Below are 20,760 nucleotides of genomic sequence, written 5' to 3' on the forward strand. Positions count from 1 at the left end.
CGTTTCATGAGCAAAGAAAAGGTATGGGGGCGTTTGACCGAGTTCGCCAGGCCATTTCAAAAGCAAATACTGGGCGCGCTGTTCCTGCTCTTACTGGGAACGAGTGCAGAGTTGGCGGGTCCTTTTTTAGCCAAGGTCATGATTGATAATCACATCTTGGCGATCCAAAAGCCTTGGTATCAACTGGACGAAGTGCCACCACAAGCAGCGGGGCAGGTCGCCTCATTGAACGGTACAAACTATATTCGAGAAGATGTCGCAGCAATGACGGGTCTTGCTTTGGACAGCATCAAACAAAAGGAAGTAACCGTGCTGACAGAAGGCACGACCTATTACTTGGTCTTTGGTAAGGTGAATCCAAACGCGGAGAAGCAATTCACTCCGATTGCGCCAGAAAACAGCAGGGAGCGCTTCGAGGTAACGACGAAGGATCCATCAGGTCAAAAGATGACCTCCACAGGCATTCGGCTAACCGCAGAGGAAGTCAAGGTGATGTATCAAGGGGATTTCCTGCCCATTGTCTGGCTGTCTGTAGGTTATGGAGCACTGATCTTGCTCTCTGCTGGTTTCAACTACGTCCAGATTTTGTGGCTGCAAAAGATCGCCCAGCGCATCATTCAGCAAATGAGGATGAAGTTGTTTATCCATTTGCAAAAGCTTCCGGTTGCCTTTTTTGACAAAACGCCAGTAGGTGCGCTTGTCTCCCGTGTGAGCAATGATACAGAAGCCATCCGTGAGCTGTATGTAAGTGTGCTCGCCACATTTGTACAGAACGGTCTTTATTTGATTGGAATCTTGATCGCGCTCTACATCTTGCAGCCTGAGCTCGCCTTCTTCTGCTTTTTGACGGTGCCAGTGCTCGTACTGCTAGTCTACGTGTATCAAAAGTATAGCTCTCGTTACTATGCGGTGATTCGCGCGAAGCTCAGTGATATGAACACAACGATCAATGAAATGATCCAGAACATGACGATCGTGCAGGCTTTTCGTCGGGAGAAAGGTGTACAAAAGGAGTTTGCGGATGTAAACGAAGACTACTTCAAGGTGCGGATGAAAGAAATCAATCTCGAATCCTTGCTTTTGCGCCCAGCGGTAGATTTGATCTGGAAAATTTCCTTGACGCTGATCGTGTGGTATTACGGCTCGACTTCCTTCCACAGTGCGATTTCCTTTGGTGCGCTTTTTGCTTTTGTCGATTACATGGGGCGTTTTTTCGAACCAATCAATATGATCATGAATCGGTTGTCGCAAATGCAACAGGCGACCATTTCGGCGGGGCGCGTCTTCGAAATTATGGATGAGATGACGGAGAAGCAAGAAACGGGTGCGCAAATCGAGCGCCCGCGTGGAGAGGTTGTTTTTGATAGCGTATCTTTTGCTTATCAGGGTGATGATTACGTCTTGAAAAACGTCTCCTTTACGGCGCAGCCTGGGCAGACGATTGCGCTGGTAGGGCACACCGGATCGGGAAAAAGCTCCTTGATGAATTTGCTGCTCGGGTTCTATCCGGTGACGAAAGGGAGCATTTTGATCGACGGGCAGGATATGAGACAGATTGATACGCATTCGGTGCGCAGTCATGTCGGTCTCGTTTTGCAAGACCCGTTCTTGTTTACGGGAAGCATTGGATTCAATATTCGCATGTACAAGGATACGATTACGGATGAAGAAGTGAAGCGGGCTGCAAAAGCGGTACGTGCTGATGAATTCATTTCCAAGCTGCCGGGCGGTTATGACGAACCAGTTGTCGAGCGGGGCATGACACTATCCGCTGGCCAGCGCCAATTGATCTCTTTTGCACGTGCATTGGCTGCTGATCCGGCGATGCTGATCTTGGATGAAGCAACGGCAAGCATTGACAGTGAAACAGAGCTAGCCATTCAGGAAGCGTTGCATGTACTATCAAAAGGTAGGACGACATTCATCATTGCACATCGATTGTCGACGATTCAGCACGCCGACCAGATTCTTGTTTTGTCCCGTGGAGAAATCATGGAGCGAGGTACCCATGACGAACTCATGGCGCAAAATGGTCTTTATCAAAAAATGTACCAGCTTCAGCAGGGGAGTGCTTCCGTAGAGAGTGCTTAGTAGGGAGCTAGGGAGGAGAAACAACACCATGTCACAGTCACGTTACACCTTTTGGGTGTTGATTTTGGCTGTCGGTATTGCGGGGGTAAGCCAAGGCTTGACGATCCCGATGCTGACGGTTTTATTGGAAAAACAAGGTGTTTCATCTGTGATGAACGGACTCAACGCCGCTGCCTTGTATATTGGGATGGTCATGGTCAATCCATTTTTAGAAATCCCACTGCGGCGCATTGGATACCGATCCACGATATTATGGGGATTGCTGTTAGTGACGATCGCAACAGCGCTCATCCCGATGTTTAGTCATTTGGCGGTCTGGTTCGTATTACGCTTACTGATGGGTGTGGGCGATAGTGGTTTACATTACGCTAGCCAAATGTGGGTGACGAAGATTGCAGCTCCGGAGAATCGTGGACGTGATCTTTCCATTTACGGGCTGGCATATGGCGTGGGCTTTAGCGTTGGTCCATTAGGCTTAAGCGTGCTCCATTTGGGGATTTGGGTACCTTTTGGCGGCTTGCTCGTTCTGTATCTGATTGCCTTCTTATTATTATCACGGATCAAAAATGAATTCCCAGCACAGATCGAACAAACGGAAAAAAAGCAAAACAAATACGCATTTGTTTTACGACTTGCCTGGCTGGCGCTGATTCCTTCATTTTTGTTCGGATTCATGGAGACGTCACTCAACGGTAGTTTCCCCGTTTATGCCTTGCGTACCGGCTTGTCCATTGAATGGGTTTCCTTGATTCTTCCGTCGTTTGTCGTGGGAAGTATTATCTTGCAGATGCCGCTGGGGGCATTGAGTGACCGTATAGGACGTAAGCAGGTCATGCTCGTGTGTGCGCTTGTAGGGGGATTGGCTTTCTTCTTGTTCCCGTTTGCAGGTGAAAACATATGGCTGATGATGCTACTGTTGGCCATAGCGGGAGCGGCTGTCGGCTCGTTTTACTCGCTGGGCTTGGCTTTTTCGGCAGATATTTTACCAGCATCGATGGTTCCTACCGCAGGAATTATCGCCGGTGTCAATTTTGGTGTCGCCAGTATTTTGGCTCCGAATGTGAATGGCCTGCTGATGGACGTGTGGGAGCCGTGGACGATCTTTTGGCTGATGGGATCGCTGCTCGTTGTTTTTGCGGCAGCTTGCCTGTTTTTCAAGCAAAAGACTACCCAGGAACAGACGTATTCGATGCCGTTGCAAAAACAGGGGTAAAAACAAGGATGGAAAAGCTTCGCCAAGTTTTTGGCGAGGCTTTTATTTTTTGCCCAAAAAAGCATAAACGGGCATCAAGGAGGGAAGCGTATGAATAATAAGTAGAACAGCATGATTGGAAGGGGTTACCCGATGCTGACACCTTGCATTTTCAGAAGAGGCCTTGCCTGGATTTTATTTTTCGTGCTCAGTCTGGTAATCATTCCGTTTTTCTCAGATGACGGCCAGGCTCCGAAACCGTCTGCACCTGCACCTGCTACTACAAATTCAACTTCGCAGCCATAGCAATTGACAAAGAGGCTACAAAAAAGACCGTTGATCTGAGAAAGGTACAGTCACTCACAAAAGATGAGGAGACTGTACCTTTTTCTTTACAAAAAATGCGATTGAACTTATTTGTTATTTGGTATTCGATAAGCCTTTTTTCAAAAACTCCTATAGATTGAAGAGCATGCAGGTGCACATATTTACGAATTTTCACATACGCCTATGATCTCTTTAGGTATTGACTCAAAAACCAACACTTCTGGTTTTAGATAAGGTTTTTTTAACAAGTACTCTTCAAGTGTCATCATACTATTCCAATACAATTTGATCCAATGCTCAAGAGATTCACCAGTATCAAAATCCAACGCATCTTCAAAGGTGAATTTATTATCTTCATAGAATGATTGGTCATATATTCATTGTAATATTCCCATCAAAAACTAAAATTTTATCTTGGATATGATTTTTAGATGGAACATACAAAAGACGACCCTATCCCCAAAAATTTGAGGACAGGGTCGTCTTTTGAATCAGTTCCGCGAAACTTAGCGAGTAACAAAATTTTGCGTGAAATACGGGCGGCCATCTTTCATAACGATACCGACACCGAGTTGCTTGAATTTTGGATTGAGCAAGTTTTGACGATGGCCTGCGGAGTTCATCCAGCTTATGTGGGCTTCGACCCCGTCTAGCTGTCCGTAGGCAATATTTTCACCAGCTGAGCTGTAGCGAATGCCAGCTTTCTTCAAACGGTCAAACGGACTTCCCGTAGATGGGGAGGTATGGTTGAAAAAGTTATGCTGGCCCATGTCTTGGCTGTGTGCTCTGGCCACTACTGCTACTTGTTCATCCCAAGTGATAACGGGCAGTTTGGCACGCTGTCTCGCCACGTTGAGCAAGTCCAAATTTTGTTTCTCGTATGCGAGCGCTGCTTGCTTTATTTGTGCGTCTGTCAGTTTTGGCAGTTCCGGTAATTTCGTATAGGAAATGGGATACATCAAGCCAATCGCAATGGTGGCAAAATGCTCAGGAGTAGAGATGCGTACTCCTGCGACCTTATTTCCACCCAGCTGATCGATGGAGAAGGTGATCACTTGATTGTTTTGGATATAGGTCGGATGAGTAAGGGTATTCTTTTGGATACGCAGACTCGGCATGATCGTCAGCGTGTCTTGCGGTGCACCCCAGCTATTTTGTAGGTCTTTTGTAGTAGATCCAATCGTGATGCCATTCAGATTCAGCTTGGCTCCATTGCTAAACAACGTCACGACTTTGCCGTTTTGCATGCCGACTTGAAGGTAGTTGTTCAAATCTTGATTGTAAATCCACCATTCCACACCCGTATGACTAGGATCAATGCGGGCAGGCTTGCCTAATGCTTGTTCTACCTGTGCTGGGCTCATTCCTAGTTGAAGGTTATAGACGTTATTCGTTTTAACAGCTACTGCTTGAGGGGCAGCAGATGCAACTGAAATAGGAAGGACAGGGGCAAAGTGGCCGAGCAGAGCCAGCGAAAGGCTCAGGGCGAGGATGCTGGTTATTTTCTGTTTACGCATGTATCTTCCTCCTCGGTTGGGATAGGATCTGCCTTGTTGGTAATGGTATCGGCAGGAAGCTCCTACAAAAATAGGGACCAAGGATGCAAAAATAAAACCCCCGCTATAGAGCGGAGGTTATGGTCGACGATCCCGGACGACGTATGTTTTGGCGATCAGATCATGCCAGCCTTGCTTACGTGGGTGCCATGCAACCCATAGATAGCCCAGTCCGAATACAAGTGAAGCGATGAATTTGCCAATGACTTCGCGTAATAATACTTGTCCGCCGGATAGATTGCCTCGCGCCTGTCTGGCACTGATGACACGGATGCCTGTGATCAGTTTTCCCAAGGTTTGTCCGGTCCACCAGGTCAGCAAGATCATATAGAGGAGATCAAATAACACCTCAACCAAATCGATGAAGTGAAAAGAGGCGTAAGGAACGGAAAAAACACGCCGTAACGGATTGAAAACGAGGTAGCTAATCCCGATCAAGAACATCGAATCAAGGAGCGAGGCTACGACACGAATCCAGAAGCCTGCATACGAATGCTGTGGATGGGCTTCATGATAGGGCTCATGGGATACAGGCTCATGTGCTTTTTCATCGTGGGGAAGCTGGTTCATGAGAAGCCACTCCTTTCCTTTTTAACAGGCTAAGGCATGAACTGATACAGGAGGCGAGGTGAGCTTTGGCGGTCCCATATTCGATTGAGACCAAGTGGATCAGGATTCGACCAGTACTGTTTCATGCTAAATAACAGCTTGCTGATGGAGAGCTGGTCTGCATAGCGGATGACCATGGCTTCTTTTTCTCCAGACAAAGAGTGCGCGTAGCGTGTTGCTTCCTCTAAATCACCGAATTCATCGATGAGCCCCAGACGTTTTGCTTGCTCACCGGAATAGACACGGCCGTCAGCGATTTCCAGCACGCGTTGACGGGAGAGGTTGCGGCCCTTGACGATGACGTCGACAAAATGGTTGTAGCTTTCGTTGACGAGTGTTTGGAAAATGTGCTGTTCTGGGTCCGTCAGTGGCCGGGACGGACTACCGATGTCTTTGAAGCGTCCGCTCTTGATCGCGTATTGATGCACACCCAGCTTGTTCGCAGCTTCACTATAGTTAAACAGATTGAAAATCACACCGAGACTGCCGGTTAGTGTGTTGGGATTGGCAAAAATCGCATCGCCTGTTGTGGCCAAGTAATAGCCGCCAGAGGCTGCTGTGGAACCCATGCTGACGACAATGGGAAGATTGCGCACCTGCTTGAGCCGTAGCAAGCGTCTGTGTAATTCATCGGTAGCGACGACCTCTCCCCCTGGACTATCAATGCGAAGGACCACGGCTTTCACTAGTTCATCCTCTTCAATTCGGCGTAGTTGTTCCGTTAATAGCTCCGTCATCGAAGGTAGCCCAGCGCTATTCTGTTGCCCCGAAATAACGCCGTTTACAAACAGCTGCACAATTTTGCTGTTGCCATAGCCCGACACCACATTTTCTTCCCAAGCGAACCCAGGATGGTCGACGAGATCTGTATAAGTCCCGTAAATACCTTCCACCAAAAGCCCTAATAGAAAAACGGCCAGTACGATTACTAGAGCGATCCATTTTTTTCGATGCATGAAAACCACCTCACACTTAGCATGAGCCGTCAAGGGCAGAGTTACGCATGGGGCGAGTGCTGGAAAAAATGGGATGGAGTCGATTGTCTATGGAGAGAATTTGTGTAATTTTTAGATTATTGCGTTAAAATAGAGATGCAAGAACCACAAACGAGCTTGTTTTATCGCAATAGGGGGGCAGACAAATGATTATACAGGTGTCGAATTTGACGAAGAACTACGGCGATCTGAAAGTGTTGAAGGGCATTACGACTCAGGTAGCAGAAAAGGAAGTAGTCTGTGTCATTGGTCCGTCAGGCTCGGGCAAGAGCACGTTTTTACGTTGCTTGAATCAGCTAGAGGAAATGAGCAGTGGAAAGATTGTCATCAACGGACATGATTTGTCAGACCCCAAGACCGATATGAATAAAGTTAGAGAAGAGGTCGGGATGGTCTTTCAGCGCTTTAATCTTTTTCCGCATAAAACGGTGCTGGAAAACGTCATGCTCGCCCCTGTAAAAGTAAAGAAGATGTCTCAGGAAGAAGCTCGCAAGCAAGGCTTGGCTCTCTTGCAGAAGGTAGGACTCCAGGACAAGGCCGATGTGTATCCCGAGCGGCTGTCTGGCGGACAGATGCAACGAGTGGCAATCGCAAGGGCGCTTGCCATGAATCCAAAGGTTATGCTGTTTGATGAGCCGACATCCGCCCTGGACCCGGAGCTGGTAGGAGAGGTGCTTGCCGTCATCAAAAATTTAGCCAAAGAAGGCATGACAATGGTGATCGTGACACACGAAATGAATTTTGCCAAGGAAGTGGGCGACCGAATCATTTTTATGGATCAAGGTATCATCATGGCAGAAGGTCATCCGAGTGAGGTTTTTGGCAATACCGTTAACGATCGCTTGCGTTCGTTCTTGGGCAAGGTATTGGCATAAAAAAGAAGGGCACCAGTTGCTTCGTTTCGTATCATGAAAAACGAGCACTGGTGCCGTATTATTTTGCTGCATCCAACAATTGGCTGACCGTGACAAACCGATAACCTTGCGAACGCAAATCCGTGATGAGCTCCCGCAGTGCAGCGACTGTTTGCCGTTGGTTTAAGCCCCCATCATGAAACAGGATGATATCCCCGGAGGAGACATTACTCTTGACGCTTTTGGCAATGACGTTAGCTGTGCGTGCCAAAGACCAATCACGAGGATCAATCGACCAGTGAATGATGTCGTAGCCACTGGTTTGAACCGCATTCATGACGTCATGTGTCAGGATACCGTAGGGTGGACGGTAGTACTGCGCCAAAATGCCAGTCGTCTTCAAAATGGAGCGCTCTGCATGCTTGATGTCTTCGTACACTTCATGCTCGGTCAGCTTGTTCAGATCAAAATGGTGGTAGCCGTGGTTGCCGATTTCATGCCCAGCCTTGTAAATCCACTGCAAAACTTTTGGATGCTTGTCCACTTGGGAGCCAAGGACAAAAAACGTAGCGCGAACATTGTACTGATGAAGCACCTCAAGAATTTTGGGCGTGTAAATAGCATCTGGCCCATCATCAAAAGTGAGGGCGACGACCTTTTTCACTGTGTCGATTCTGTGGATCGGCTCATACGAAGGCAGTGTTTGCTGGGCAAAAGCAGGTAGGGTGCCGTAGCCAAGAAGGCAGGCGAGTAGCAAGGCGTACCGTATGCATTTGTGCATAAACAATCGCCTCCTTCTTCTGGGATGTGATTAGGTTCACCTCCTGCTAGGCAAAACATGCTACCAAAAGAAAACAGCGGTCAGAGTAGGTGGCGGTTATGTTAAAATGGAAGAACCGTACATAGGAGAGGAGAGAGTTTGGTGGAACTCCGCGGTATGTTGCAAGGACTAACACACGAGTACCATGGAGGGGACAAGCCGGTAGACTACTATTTGAATATCGGCGGGTATCGCCTTCCGCTTAATGAATGGCTGGGCAGTGAATTGACGATTTCGTTTTTAGGCGAAAAAAATTGTATTGCCTGCGGCCGGAAAACAAATAAGACGTTTAACAGCGGGTATTGCTATCCCTGTTTTACCAAACTGCCGGAAAATGACTTGTGCATCGTCAAGCCGCATGAATGTCATTTTGACTTGGGGACCTGCCGGGACGAGAGCTTTGGCGAGAAATATTGCATGATCCCTCATTTTGTCTACCTGGCAGTGTCGAGTGATATAAAGGTAGGATTGACTCGCAAGCATAATGAATTGAGACGCTGGGTGGATCAAGGCGCGATTCGAGCGATTCCGATAGCAGAGCTTCCCACTCGTCGGATGGCTGGGGAGCTTGAATTCCACTTGAGTCAGTTTTTGCCGGACAAGACCAACTGGCGCAAAATGCTCAAGGGAGATGTGAAGGAAATCGACTTGCTCGCCATGCGCGATGAAGTGTACGGTCATTTTCCTGAACAGTTTAAAGCATTCCAATATCGCGAGGACGAATGGGTAGATATTGCCTATCCGATCTTGGAGTCACTGGATAAAATTAATTCCAAGACGCTCGATAAAGAAGAACAACTCGGCGGGCGATTGATCGGTGTGAAAGCACAGTATTTGATTTTTGAAAATGGTGTATTCCAGACGAGAAAGCACGCTGGCTACCAAGTCGAGATCAAAGCAAAACCGTCTGCATAATGACGTGCAAACTCCTCACACTAGGACATGTGAAGGAGGATGGCAGATGGATGAGCACATTGAATATACCATGCCTTTAACCGGGACACTGGCTGAGGCCGTGGAAGACCAGAATGCCGAGCAACTAGGGGTGCCCTTCTCGCCGCTTTCGCAAATGTGGCAGGTAAATCCTGACCCGACGAATGAGAGAGATTATGCAAAGAGAGAGCGCAACGAATAACAGATTCCACATGAGAAGAAAACGTATGACGACAGCCAGAAGAGAGGGACGGCTGTCGTTTTTGTTTGCTACACGTTTACCAATTCTTATACAATAAATACATGAACAGAAACAAAAAAGCGAGGAATTGAATATGACGATGAAAGCCTACCTATACAACAAATGTGATACATGCCGCAAAGCGAAAAAATGGCTTACCGATCAAAATATTGGCTTCGAAGAAATTCCGATTGTAGATGCACCGCCGTCTAAAGAAGAGCTACACCAAATTTGGCAGACAAGCGGCCTCGATTTGCGCAAGTTTTTCAATGTGAGTGGTGTCCATTACCGCGAGCTGGGCTTGAAGGACAAGCTTCCTACGATGTCAGAGGATGAAATGCTTGAGCTGTTGGCTTCTAATGGCAAGCTGATCAAACGGCCTCTACTCGCAAACGATCGTACCGTAACCCTTGGTTTCAAAGAAGAAGAACTCGAGAAGGCTTGGGGAGGGAAGGCATGATGCGCCAACCTTCCAAAAGACTGAATCATCTCTCCGCCGATATTTTTTCAGAGATGGAGGCTCGCAAAAGGGAAGTTGCCAAAACAAGAACGGTATACGACTTGAGCATTGGCAGTCCTGATCAGCAGCCTGACGAGAAGCTTCTGCAAACGCTAATCCATGCTATCTGGCAACCAACCTCTTTTCGCTATCCGTTGAGCGAGGGGACGGCGGCCTTCCGAGAAGAGGTCGCCCGCTGGTATCAATATCGTTTTGGGGTGGAGCTGGCGCCGGATGGGGAGGTTCATTCCTTGATGGGGTCACAGGATGGTTTGGCTCACTTTGCTTTGGCATGGACCGATCCAGGAGATATCGTTCTCGTACCTGATCCTGGGTATCCGATCTACGAAGGCAGTGTTCATTTGGCGGGAGCGGTACCTTACCGGATGCCTCTGCGGGCAGAAAATGAATTTTTGCCAAAGCTGACAGACATTCCAGAGGAGATTGCGGCTCGTGCAACGTTTATAATTCTGAACTATCCGAATAATCCAGTTTCCGCTGTCGCTACCCTCGCCTTTTTTGAAGAGGTGGTGGCTTTTGCCAAGCGCTTTGACATTATCGTGGTTCATGATTTGGCTTATTCGGAGATGGTGTTTGACGGCTACCAGGCGCCGAGCTTTTTGCAAGTGCCGGGAGCGAAGGAAGTGGGAATTGAATTTAATTCGTTTTCCAAGAGCTTCAACATGGCGGGTTGCCGGATCGCTTACGTTGTAGGGAATGCAGACATCATCAAGCCGCTTGCGATTGTAAAATCCAATATCGATTACGGCGTCTTTTTGCCTGTACAGCAAATGGCCATTGAGGCTTTGCGAAAGGATCGGGAATCGGGTGGGGAAAACACAGTCGCGCCCGTATACCAGGAACGGCGTGATGTGCTACTGGGCGCATTGGCAAAAGCAGGATGGAGCATTCCATCTCCCAAGGCGACCATGTTCGTCTGGGCAGCTGTACCAAACGGCTGGACGTCACGAGAGTTTGCCTTCGCGTTACTGGAGAAAGCCGGAGTCGTGGTCGTTCCGGGAAGTGCCTTCGGCGAAGAAGGAGAAGGGTATGTACGAATTGCTCTCGTCCAACCTCCTGAGATCCTGTTAGAGGCCGTGGCTGCCATTGATCAATCCGGAATTCTTCGCATGAAAACAAGTGTGTAGCGGTTGAAGTCAAAAAAGAGGGGATGAGCTTTCATGCGTTTGCGCGAAGAAATGCCTGACTTTCCCGGGATTACGGAGTGGATCAATGGACAAGTAACCAAAGCTGATTTGGCTGGAAGTCCTGTTTTGGTGCATATCTGGTCCGTCAGTTGTTACATGTGCATGGAATCGATGCCAAGCATAAATGAATGGCGAGACCAATACGCTGCAAACGGTTTGAAGGTCATTGGCATTCATACGACTCATTGGGAAAAAGATACAGATATCGAGCTGATAAAGAAGGCGATTGCAGAACAACATTTGACACACCCTATTGCAATCGATAATGATAGAAAGACAGCCGATGCATTCCAGAATGAATACGTCCCCGCTTTTTATTTGTTTGACGAGGCTCTTCAGTTACGTCACTTTCAGGCAGGAGAGAAGGGTCTCCAACTGGTAAAAAAACGCTTGTTCAGAATTTTGGGGATCGAAGAGGAATCCTAGAATGTTCGTCTAATTATGTATGTGTAATGGATTGTACCCGATAGGAGGATATGTAAACGATGGAATTCCCGAAAAATCTACGTTACAGTGAAGAGCATGAGTGGGTGCGAGTAGAAGGAAACAAGGCGTACATCGGAATCACTTCTTTTGCTCAAGCAGAGCTGGGTGACATCGTGTTTGTCGAGTTGCCTGAGGTAGGCGCGACAATCCAACAGGATGAGCCGTTTGGCAGCGTGGAATCGGTAAAAACCGTTTCTGAACTGTACGCTCCTGTAACTGGTAAAGTAGTAGAAGTAAATGGCGAACTGGAAGACGCACCTGAACTGGTGAACTCCTCGCCATACGAGCAAGCATGGATGATCGTCGTCGAATTGTCTGATGCAGCCGGGCTGGACAAGCTGATGGATGCAGACAAATACGAAGCGATGGTAAAAGAATAGGAAACAAAAAAGCCGGGGCTTTTGTGCTCCGGCTTTTCTTTATTGATGGACGAACTACTCCAGCTTGAATGTTCGTACGGCATCATTTAGCTCTTCTGCCATTTTCGCTAGCATCGTTGCAGCCGAAGAGATTTCCTCCATAGAGGCGGTTTGCTCTTCCGCCGCTGCTGCAACCGTTTGAGAGTTGCCGGCTGATTGCTCCGTGATTTGTGTAATATGTGTAATGGCGGATACAATCGTTTGCATTTGCTGACTGATTTTGCTCATTTCGCTTGTCACTTCATTCATACGAACGAGCAACCCCGACGTGGAGCCGGTAATTTGCTCAAATGCATTTCCTGTTGAGCGAACGAGAGTCATGCCTTCTTCCAAAATAGAAGCACCATGATTCATTGCCGCAATTGCTGAGCCTGTGTCCTGCTGAATCACGGTGACGATGTGACTGACCTGCTCGGCGGCAGAACTGGACTGTTCGGCCAGCTTGCGTACTTCGTCGGCTACGACCGCAAAGCCGCGTCCCTGTTCTCCGGCGCGAGCTGCTTCGATAGCGGCGTTCAGAGCAAGCAGGTTGGTTTGATTGGCGATCGTCGTGATGAGTGAGATCATTTCTCCAATCTCTTGGGAGCGTTGGCCTAGCGTATTGACAATGGCAGATGTCTTGGCCATCTGGCTATGGATCACATCCATGTGCTCGACTGTTTTTGCTGCCATCTGATTGCCATCTGTGGCTTGGTGATTCGCTTCTTGTGTGGAGAGATTTACATCCTCAATGCCTTTTTCCATCGCTTCGATGTGTACCGCAATCTCGTTGATGACCTCATAGCCTTGAACAGTCGCGTCCACTTGCTGCTCAGTACCGTAGGCAATTTCTTGAACGGATTGAGCAATCTGCTCTGTTGCTTTGCTCGTCTGTTCCGCACTTGCCATCAATTGCTCAGACGTAGCAGCAACCTGTTGAGCGTTGAAGCTGACTTGACCCAGTGTTTCGCGTAAGGTTGCCGTCATGGAGTTGAATCGATTTGCCATAACCCCGATCTCATCTACTGTCTTAATATCCATAGAAGCGGTAAAATCGCCATTGGAGAGGGCTTGCGACAGCTGGTTGGCACGCTCGATTTGTTTGGTTAAGTATTTGCTGAAGGAATAGATGACAGCAATCATGATCAACAGCCCGATCAGGCTCACTGTACAAAGCTCAAAGAACAAGTCATAGAGTGGATCGGCAATTTCTTTTTCTGGCATTACGAGAGCGATTGTCCAGTTTGTATTACCGAGCTCTTGAAAATAAACGCGATTGATGCCGTTTTCATCGGTAAATGTCTTCATCCCTGACTTCTCTTCTAAAAGAGAAGGACCTATTCCTGCCAAGGATGCATTATCGTCAGATTGAACGGAATGATTCATCAGCTTGTCTGCTTGTGGATGAGCGAGGTATCTCCCTTTTTGATCCACCAAAAAGGCCCAGCCTGTTTCGCCTACTTTTGTACTGGAGACGAGCTTTTCCACGTTAGAGAGTGTGATATCGTCTGTGGCTACACCCAGGAGCTTTTTATCCGGAGTGTAAAAAGGAGCGACTACCGTCACCATCGACACCTTGGAAATTGCGTCAAAGTACGGCTCGGAATAATCGGTTTCCTTCTTGGTTGAAATACCTACCTTGTACCAGTCATGGTTGGGATAGTTATAGGAATCACTGCTGTACTCATCTGTAATGTTAACCTTGCCGTCGTTCTTAGCCCCGTAAGTAGCAACGAGTTTTTTGTTCGGGTCAAAAGCGTAAGGTTCCATGAAAATTCCCATTCCAACCGTCGTATCATTAATGAGAACGGTTTTGGACAGCAGGGAATTTAACTGCGGAAGCGAATTTGTAATAGGAGCCATTTCAATAAAGCGAGCCATACTCAGGGTTACCTTGCTGTGGGCTTCCAGTTGCTTTTCCACATTGCTGCCGACCATATCGAGTTGATAATTCATTTTGTCTTCAATTTCCCGATTCAGTTGGTCGACAGAGAACCAGAAACCGATGCCCACGACGAGCAAAAGAGTCAAAATAATGACAGGCAGAGTAATGGTCAGGGTTCGAGCACGAAGACTTTTGAAACGAAGCATGAAACCGCTCTCCTTTTGAATTTTTGCTAAAATGATTATTATTTCTTATTATCGGATAGATGAAGACAACCTTTTATGATGGATTTAGGCAAATGGGGATGAGTATTCAAACTAGTCAGAAAATGTTGCATGAATCTAAGCAAATCGAGTAAAATGGATAAACCAAATCTTACTTCGATTTATTTATTGGTAGCATTTGCGGGTGGAGTGTCAGTGGGCATATAGGCTACAATGCGGATACAGACAAAGTTTCGACCAAAAAACGGACATGGACGTTTCATTTGGCGAATAGGGAGGGAGACTATATGAGTTTTTGTTGTGGTGCTGGAATGGTAGGTTCCGTAGGCTCAGTCCGTCATTATAAAACGCTTGTACACAATGTCCCGATCATGTTTTGTCCTGTATGTGACAGAATTGAAGTTCATCCTGGTATTGAGGGAGAATACGAAATTTTAGTAGAATATGCTCAAGGAGATCAGGCTCCAGAAGTGGATTTTGCTGACTTTGTGAGTGTTGACAATACATCCGAGTTGTTTGAGAATTGTACCATGACGGATGAAGCTGCCAGCTTCGCCGAAGTGTTAAAACAGCAGATCGATATTTCACTTGATCTGCTCGGGATCGCCAAGGAGTTACAGGATGACGATTGGCGGGAAGCATTGATGATTCGTTTGAGACGGTTAAGCGAGCGATTGAAGCAGTACAATAAAAGAAAAGCTAATGTCGCACAAGAGCGCATGACCTGAGTTGACGTGGGAGGCAGTGTGAATGTTTCATTTGAAAGCCGTTCACCACATCGCTTTGAATTGTAGTGATGTTGTGAAGGTAGCTCGTTTTTTTAAGGACATTTTGGAAGTCCCTATCCCGGAAGAGAATATGACGGAAGGAGCACCTGTCTACTTTCAAATTGGCACATACACACGGATCGGTCTTCATCCTCATGGCGGGGAAGCTGGGAAAGGCGGCGTAGGGCAAGTCGATCATCTCGCCTTCTCTGTGCAGAGCCGTGCTGAGCTGGACTATCTGGTCGATAAGCTAGAGGCAGAGAATATTTGCTATCGTGGCCCAATTACACAGCCTACTAGCTATAATGTGTATTTTGAAACACCCGATGGTCACCACCTTGAGGTGCGACTCGATAAAGACGAGTTTGATGAGTAGTGTTTGCAAAAAGCATCTGCGTAAAGCGGATGCTTTTTTGTTTTTTGTCATCTCATTACTGTGGTGCGGAAAAAGCTGTTGCGGTTGTGGATGGTTTTTAAAAGTTTTAGAAGGTACCGATGAACATACTAAGCTGTTGAGAAGAAAAAGCACAGGGCTCGTAGACCTTGACAAAGCCTCCCCAGTCGGAACTTCAAAAAGGGGACCACGCTTGTCGAACACTTCTTCCTTGAGAAACGTCCGCCCGTAGGGTGGCTTTGGCTCGACGGTCCCCTTTTTGAAGTGTAGACGACCAGTGAATCCTCCTTGCGGGCGTGTCAGAGTCGAAGAGAACTGTGCTTTTTCTTCTCCTCCACTATGTTGACTCAAAAGCTTTCTCTAAAGCTCTTTCTAAAATGTCGAGAAAAAGTGGCCCCCCTGACAACAGCCGACAGTGACTCTCATGCCTCGCCAAAGGATTCGACCTGACAGGCCACGAACCCAATTAGGAAGAGAGGGGTGCCATGCAGATGATCGGAATGGGCAGACTGCTTTTTGAACTGGGCGAGAGACTACAAGGAAAAGCACACTTGCGATTCATTACAGCAGGATGGGAGCGCAGGATCGGAATTGTAGTGGATGATTCACCGTCACAGTGGCAATTGACCATAGCAAAAGGCATTGCATCCTGGGATGTATGGACAGAAGATCAGCCTGCCGATTTGATCATTAGGGGAGCGGAGAAACAAATGCACATGCTCTTTGGCGGCGATGAGCTCGTCTATGTTCTAGCCAAAGAAAAGGTGCAAATAGCAGGGCCATTGCGCGACCAATTGAAGCTCGATACCATTTTGCGACTGACCTGTCGGTGAACTATCCATTGGGCAGTGTGATATAATAGGAAGAAACGGTTTTGGAGGAGGCGCTTTGATGTCTACTGTTATGTCGTTGCAACAAGCGGTTGCTGCACGTAAAGATGCTATTGCCGAAACATTCCGTCATCTGCATGAGAATCCGGAGATAAGCTGGAAGGAAGTAGAAACGACTCGTTATTTGGCTGAGCGCATGCGTGCCTTGGGACTGCGTGTTACGACTTTTGACGATTGTACAGGATTAGTGGCAGAATGGGGCGAAGGGAAGCCAGTTGTAGGCTTGCGCACAGATATCGATGCTCTCTGGCAAGAAGTGGACGGTGAATGGCGCGCGAATCATTCCTGCGGTCATGACGCTCATATGACATTGATCGTGGAAACGGTAGAAGCATTGGTTGCCGCTGGATATCAACCGCCAGGAACGTTAAAAATTTTGTTCCAACCAGCAGAAGAAAAAGGAACGGGAGCATTGAAGCTGGTGGAGAAGGGTGTCGTCGATGACATCGATTATTTGTACGGTGTTCACTTAAGACCGATTCAGGAGATGGCAAATGGAACCGCAGGACCCGCCATCTACAACGGTGCAGCCATGTTTCTCTACGGGGAAATCACAGGAGTCGCAGCGCACGGAGCGAGACCGCATCTCGGGATCAATGTGATTGAAGTAGCGGGAGCGATTATTTCTGGACTCGGACATATACATATCAATCCGATGGTGCCTGCCACCGTCAAAATGACCATGCTGCAAGCCGGGGGAGAGAGCTACAACATTATTCCGGATAAGGCGCGTTTTGCTCTTGATCTGCGAGCACAAACGAATCAGGCGATGGATGACCTAGTGAATCGAGTTCGTCAAATGATCGACGGAGTTGCGGAGTCTTTTCAGGCACGCATAGAGGTAGAGGCCGGGTCGCGCATGGTAGCGGCAGAGGTCGATGATCAAGCGAAGGCATTTATGGAGGTTGCGATCGTAGATGTGCTCGGTCAAGAGAATTTGCGAGCTGCGCCAGTCAGTCCGGGAGCCGAGGATTTCCACTACTATACGGTGGAGCGTCCTCATATCAAGGCGACGATGCTGGCTCTTGGATGTGATTTGGTACCAGGGCTGCATCATCCGCTGATGCATTTTGACCGCTCTGCATTGGAAAAGGGTGTGGCGATTTTGTGTCAGACTGTCGTAAAAACGTTTGAAAATACGTAAATCTTTATGCCTTGTGAGAGCAACACTAGGGGAGTAAACTCTTGGTGTTGCTCTTTTTGTGGGGAAAATGTCTCTGTGTACTTCCCGTATAGTCGATAGACTGATTGGTTTGTGGACAAAATACTGCTGTTGGGGAATAATACGCATGAGGAGGGTTATTCACACATTCTCCATGAGAGATTATAAAATTATGTAGCTTATTTAGCTAAATGTGATATACTAATTACAAATCGAGAGACAATTAGAAAGTCACAATAAATGATACACATTTTGGGAAGGAGATCGTTCACACATGGAAACCAATACGGTTCAAAAGCTTACTGACATTCTTGGAGCTACAAAAGTGTATCATAACTTGCCTGTAGCTAATCTTGTTGAGATGGCAGTGAAGCGTGGCGAAGGGATTTTGACCGATAAGGGGGCGCTCAATGCGCTAACAGGGAAGTTTACCGGCCGTTCGCCAAAGGACAAATTTGTGGTGGACGAAGCTTCCGTACACGATAAAATCAACTGGGGTCCAGTTAACCAACCAATCAGTACTGAAAAATTCCAAGCACTTCAACAAGACGTGCTCCAATACTTACAATCAAAAGATGAACTGTTTGTCTTCGATGGCTTTGCGGGTGCAGATACAACCTATCGCCTGCCAATCCGCGTAGTGAACGAATTCGCTTGGCATAACCTGTTTGCACGTCAGTTGTTCATCCGTCCGTCCGAAGAAGAACTGGCTGCGCATGAATCAGAATTCACGGTTATCTATGCGCCTAATTTCAAGGCCAATCCTGCGGTTCACGGCACGAACTCCGAGACCTTCATTGTGATGAGCTTTGAGCAAAAGACAGTGCTGATCGGTGGCACTGAGTATGCTGGCGAAATGAAAAAGTCGATCTTCAGCGTCATGAACATGCTGCTTCCAGAGCGCAACGTACTCCCGATGCACTGCTCTGCGAACGTAGGTAAAGACGGAGACGTTGCCCTGTTCTTTGGTTTGTCCGGTACAGGAAAAACAACGCTGTCTGCTGACCCGGATCGTTTCTTGATCGGTGACGATGAGCACGGCTGGTCTGACAATGGCGTGTTCAATATCGAAGGCGGATGCTATGCAAAATGCGTCAAGCTGTCTGAAGAAGGCGAACCGCAAATCTGGAAAGCAATCCAGTTCGGTACTGTACTTGAAAATGTAGACGTAAACGAAGCGACTCGTGTAGCAGACTACGATAGCACCAAATATACAGAGAATACACGCGCTGCGTACCCAGTGGAAGCCATTCCGGGTGCTGTGATTCCAGGCGTAGGCGGGCAACCAAATGTCATCGTCTTTTTGACAGCCGATTCGTTCGGTGTATTGCCTCCAATCTCTAAGCTGAGCAAAGAGCAAGCCATGTATCACTTCCTGTCTGGCTACACCAGCAAAATGGCAGGTACAGAGCGTGGTGTAACCGCTCCACAAACAGAGTTTTCAACTTGCTTCGGTTCTCCATTCTTGCCACTACATCCGGTCGTTTATGCAGAAATGCTCGGTAAGAAGATTGACGAGCGCAAGGTTCAAGTATACCTGGTGAACACTGGTTGGACCGGTGGCCCGGTAGGTGTTGGGCAACGTATGAAGCTGTCCTACACACGCGCGATGGTAACAGCAGCATTGAACGGTGAGCTGGAAAAAGTAGACTATGTAGCTGACGACATTTTCGGAGTGCAAGTACCGACTTCTTGCCCGAGTGTTCCTGCTGAGGTTCTGCAACCACGCAATACATGGGCAAACAAGGAAGATTACGACAAGCAAGCGGCTGATCTGGCTGCACGCTTCATTGAAAACTTCGAGAAGAAATTCCCGAATGCAGCAGATATTGCAAATGCGGGCCCTAAAGTAAAGTAATGGAATAGGAAAGAAACGGATAGACGATAAGGTCTATCCGTTTTTTCTTCGTGAAAACGTAAAAAAACCGTCAGCGTGTGACCGACGGTTTTTAGCGTATCCGTTATTTGCTGCCATCGAATACTTTCGAAGTAAGGATGGGGACAACTTTTCCATTTGACTGTCGGAATAGAGTCAGGTAAGCTTCCGAAGGGACCCCTTCAGTGGAATGATAACGATACATAACGAAGTACTCCTGATGACTCATTCCTGTCAGATTGACATATCCTTTGGAAACGACCTCTTCTGAGGCATGCAATCGTTAATCCAGTGGTGTTTTTTACAAAAAGCACCTGGAATTTAGACGGAAATGTATGTACAAAAGTTACAAAGGGAAAAATGCTGCGGAGGCAACAATATTTAGAAGGATTCATGCGCAAAAACGGACTTTCTAAATATAATGATATAAAAAATACAGATATGTTTCATTCCTTGATTTATAATTATTCTTATTATAAGATAGTTATTGAGAATGGATTGAGAATTTACCAACTCACTTTTGACGTGTATGGAGGGAATTCAGATGACAGCAGTACCGCATTTGCAAATAAAAAACCTTCGCGCCAAGATCGAGGACAAAGAGATCCTCAAAGGCCTGAATTTGGAGATCAAGGGCGGCGAAGTGCACGCGATCATGGGACCAAATGGTACCGGTAAATCGACATTGGCATCCACGCTGATGGGTCACCCAAAATATGAGGTAACCGATGGCGAAGTGCTGATCAATGACGAAGACTTGTTGGAAATGGCAGTAGACGAGCGCGCACGTGCAGGTCTGTTCCTGGCGATGCAATACCCGTCCGAAATCAGCGGTGTAACTAACTCTGACTTCCTGCGTTCCGCGATCAACGCACGCCGTGGCGAAGGAAACGAAATCTCCCTGATGAAATTCATCCGTGAGATGGACAAAAAGATGAACACGCTGGAAATGGATGAGGCTTTCTCCCACCGTTACCTGAACGAAGGTTTCTCCGGTGGTGAGAAAAAGCGTAACGAGATTCTGCAAATGATGCTCTTGGAGCCAGCTATCTGTATTTTGGATGAAATCGACTCCGGTTTGGACATCGACGCATTGAAAATCGTAGCGAACGGTGTAAACGAAATGCGCTCCGCAGACCGCGGATTCTTGATTATTACGCACTACCAGCGTTTGCTGAACTATGTAAAGCCTGACTTCGTACACGTCATGATGCAAGGTCGTATCGTGAAGTCCGGTGGTCCTGAGCTGGCTGAACGCCTAGAGGCAGAAGGCTATGACTGGATCAAGGAAGAGCTCGGCATCGAGGACGAAACCGTAAACGCCAACGTGTAGGATGAAGGAGGCAGCAGTGA

Annotated in this window: 20 protein-coding genes; 15 read left to right on the top strand and 5 right to left on the bottom strand. The window is 47.5% G+C overall.

Annotated elements, in window-relative coordinates; genetic code table 11:
• The first annotated feature begins 6 nt into the window (after positions 1-6).
• Together E8L90_RS28470 and E8L90_RS28475 are read left to right on the top strand one after the other, a co-directional pair.
• Entirely contained in the window at positions 7-2,091 is a 2,085-nt protein-coding gene (locus tag E8L90_RS28470; protein ID WP_137032801.1) for an ABC transporter ATP-binding protein, read from the top strand.
• Positions 2,092-2,119: 28 nt separating this feature from the next.
• The gene (locus tag E8L90_RS28475; RefSeq protein WP_137032803.1) at positions 2,120-3,304 is read left to right on the top strand and encodes an MFS transporter; all 1,185 of its coding nucleotides are present in this window, start codon (positions 2,120-2,122) and stop codon (positions 3,302-3,304) included.
• Between the two features lie 812 nt (positions 3,305-4,116).
• Here the strand turns inward: E8L90_RS28475 and E8L90_RS28485 are convergent.
• The 3 genes from E8L90_RS28485 to sppA all read right to left on the bottom strand — a co-directional run bounded on the left by E8L90_RS28485 (position 4,117) and on the right by sppA (position 6,731).
• Positions 4,117-5,127: a CAP domain-containing protein gene (locus E8L90_RS28485; RefSeq protein WP_244297442.1), complete on the bottom strand. Its 1,011-nt coding sequence runs from the start codon at positions 5,125-5,127 to the stop codon at positions 4,117-4,119.
• Between the two features lie 117 nt (positions 5,128-5,244).
• The gene (locus E8L90_RS28490; protein ID WP_137032807.1) at positions 5,245-5,736 is read right to left on the bottom strand and encodes an RDD family protein; all 492 of its coding nucleotides are present in this window, start codon (positions 5,734-5,736) and stop codon (positions 5,245-5,247) included.
• Between the two features lie 29 nt (positions 5,737-5,765).
• Positions 5,766-6,731 (bottom strand): signal peptide peptidase SppA, encoded by a 966-nt coding sequence (gene sppA / locus E8L90_RS28495; protein ID WP_137032808.1) that lies wholly within the window; start codon positions 6,729-6,731, stop codon positions 5,766-5,768.
• Positions 6,732-6,916: 185 nt separating this feature from the next.
• Here sppA and E8L90_RS28500 point away from each other — a divergent pair, with 185 nt between their 5' ends.
• Complete coding sequence (locus E8L90_RS28500; protein ID WP_137032810.1) at positions 6,917-7,645, top strand: amino acid ABC transporter ATP-binding protein; 729 nt, start codon at positions 6,917-6,919, stop codon at positions 7,643-7,645.
• Between the two features lie 58 nt (positions 7,646-7,703).
• Here E8L90_RS28500 and E8L90_RS28505 read toward each other — a convergent pair whose 3' ends face one another.
• Positions 7,704-8,405, bottom strand: coding sequence for a polysaccharide deacetylase family protein (locus E8L90_RS28505; protein ID WP_137032812.1), 702 nt, complete (start codon positions 8,403-8,405; stop codon positions 7,704-7,706).
• Positions 8,406-8,546: 141 nt separating this feature from the next.
• On the opposite strand from E8L90_RS28505, the gene E8L90_RS28510 reads away from it, so the two are divergent.
• The 6 genes from E8L90_RS28510 to gcvH all read left to right on the top strand — a co-directional run bounded on the left by E8L90_RS28510 (position 8,547) and on the right by gcvH (position 12,191).
• Positions 8,547-9,359, top strand: coding sequence for a DUF2797 domain-containing protein (locus E8L90_RS28510; RefSeq protein WP_137032814.1), 813 nt, complete (start codon positions 8,547-8,549; stop codon positions 9,357-9,359).
• Between the two features lie 46 nt (positions 9,360-9,405).
• Positions 9,406-9,579 carry a hypothetical protein gene (locus E8L90_RS30405; RefSeq protein WP_167497628.1) on the top strand — a complete coding sequence of 58 codons (174 nt, stop codon included), beginning with the start codon at positions 9,406-9,408 and terminating at the stop codon, positions 9,577-9,579.
• 133 nt (positions 9,580-9,712) lie between these two features.
• Positions 9,713-10,078: an arsenate reductase family protein gene (locus tag E8L90_RS28515; RefSeq protein WP_137032816.1), complete on the top strand. Its 366-nt coding sequence runs from the start codon at positions 9,713-9,715 to the stop codon at positions 10,076-10,078.
• Entirely contained in the window at positions 10,075-11,265 is a 1,191-nt protein-coding gene (locus E8L90_RS28520; RefSeq protein WP_137032818.1) for an aminotransferase class I/II-fold pyridoxal phosphate-dependent enzyme, read from the top strand. The genes E8L90_RS28515 and E8L90_RS28520 overlap by 4 nt, the downstream gene beginning before the upstream one ends.
• Positions 11,266-11,298: 33 nt before the next feature.
• On the top strand, positions 11,299-11,751 hold the full coding sequence (locus E8L90_RS28525; RefSeq protein WP_137032820.1) for a redoxin domain-containing protein: 453 nt from the start codon (positions 11,299-11,301) through the stop codon (positions 11,749-11,751).
• A 59-nt stretch (positions 11,752-11,810) separates the two neighbouring features.
• Positions 11,811-12,191 carry a glycine cleavage system protein GcvH gene (gene gcvH / locus E8L90_RS28530; RefSeq protein WP_137032822.1) on the top strand — a complete coding sequence of 127 codons (381 nt, stop codon included), beginning with the start codon at positions 11,811-11,813 and terminating at the stop codon, positions 12,189-12,191.
• A gap of 54 nt (positions 12,192-12,245) precedes the next feature.
• On the opposite strand, the gene E8L90_RS28535 is transcribed toward gcvH, so the two are convergent.
• A complete protein-coding gene (locus tag E8L90_RS28535) occupies positions 12,246-14,300 on the bottom strand; it encodes a methyl-accepting chemotaxis protein (RefSeq protein WP_137032824.1) in 2,055 nt (684 codons plus the stop codon).
• Between the two features lie 305 nt (positions 14,301-14,605).
• On the opposite strand from E8L90_RS28535, the gene E8L90_RS28540 reads away from it, so the two are divergent.
• The 6 genes from E8L90_RS28540 to sufC all read left to right on the top strand — a co-directional run bounded on the left by E8L90_RS28540 (position 14,606) and on the right by sufC (position 20,740).
• Positions 14,606-15,046, top strand: a complete 441-nt coding sequence (locus E8L90_RS28540; RefSeq protein ID WP_007726368.1) for a hypothetical protein — start codon at positions 14,606-14,608, stop codon at positions 15,044-15,046.
• A gap of 22 nt (positions 15,047-15,068) precedes the next feature.
• The gene (locus E8L90_RS28545) at positions 15,069-15,461 is read left to right on the top strand and encodes a VOC family protein (RefSeq protein ID WP_106839139.1); all 393 of its coding nucleotides are present in this window, start codon (positions 15,069-15,071) and stop codon (positions 15,459-15,461) included.
• 503 nt (positions 15,462-15,964) lie between these two features.
• Positions 15,965-16,312 carry an SCP2 sterol-binding domain-containing protein gene (locus tag E8L90_RS28555; protein ID WP_244297445.1) on the top strand — a complete coding sequence of 116 codons (348 nt, stop codon included), beginning with the start codon at positions 15,965-15,967 and terminating at the stop codon, positions 16,310-16,312.
• A gap of 58 nt (positions 16,313-16,370) precedes the next feature.
• Positions 16,371-17,513: a M20 peptidase aminoacylase family protein gene (locus E8L90_RS28560; RefSeq protein ID WP_137032826.1), complete on the top strand. Its 1,143-nt coding sequence runs from the start codon at positions 16,371-16,373 to the stop codon at positions 17,511-17,513.
• Between the two features lie 292 nt (positions 17,514-17,805).
• Positions 17,806-19,389, top strand: a complete 1,584-nt coding sequence (gene pckA, locus E8L90_RS28565) for a phosphoenolpyruvate carboxykinase (ATP) (protein ID WP_137032827.1) — start codon at positions 17,806-17,808, stop codon at positions 19,387-19,389.
• A gap of 562 nt (positions 19,390-19,951) precedes the next feature.
• Complete coding sequence (gene sufC / locus E8L90_RS28570; RefSeq protein ID WP_137032829.1) at positions 19,952-20,740, top strand: Fe-S cluster assembly ATPase SufC; 789 nt, start codon at positions 19,952-19,954, stop codon at positions 20,738-20,740.
• The last annotated feature ends 20 nt before the right edge of the window (positions 20,741-20,760 follow it).

This window comes from Brevibacillus antibioticus (assembly GCF_005217615.1).
Taxonomy (GTDB): domain Bacteria; phylum Bacillota; class Bacilli; order Brevibacillales; family Brevibacillaceae; genus Brevibacillus; species Brevibacillus antibioticus.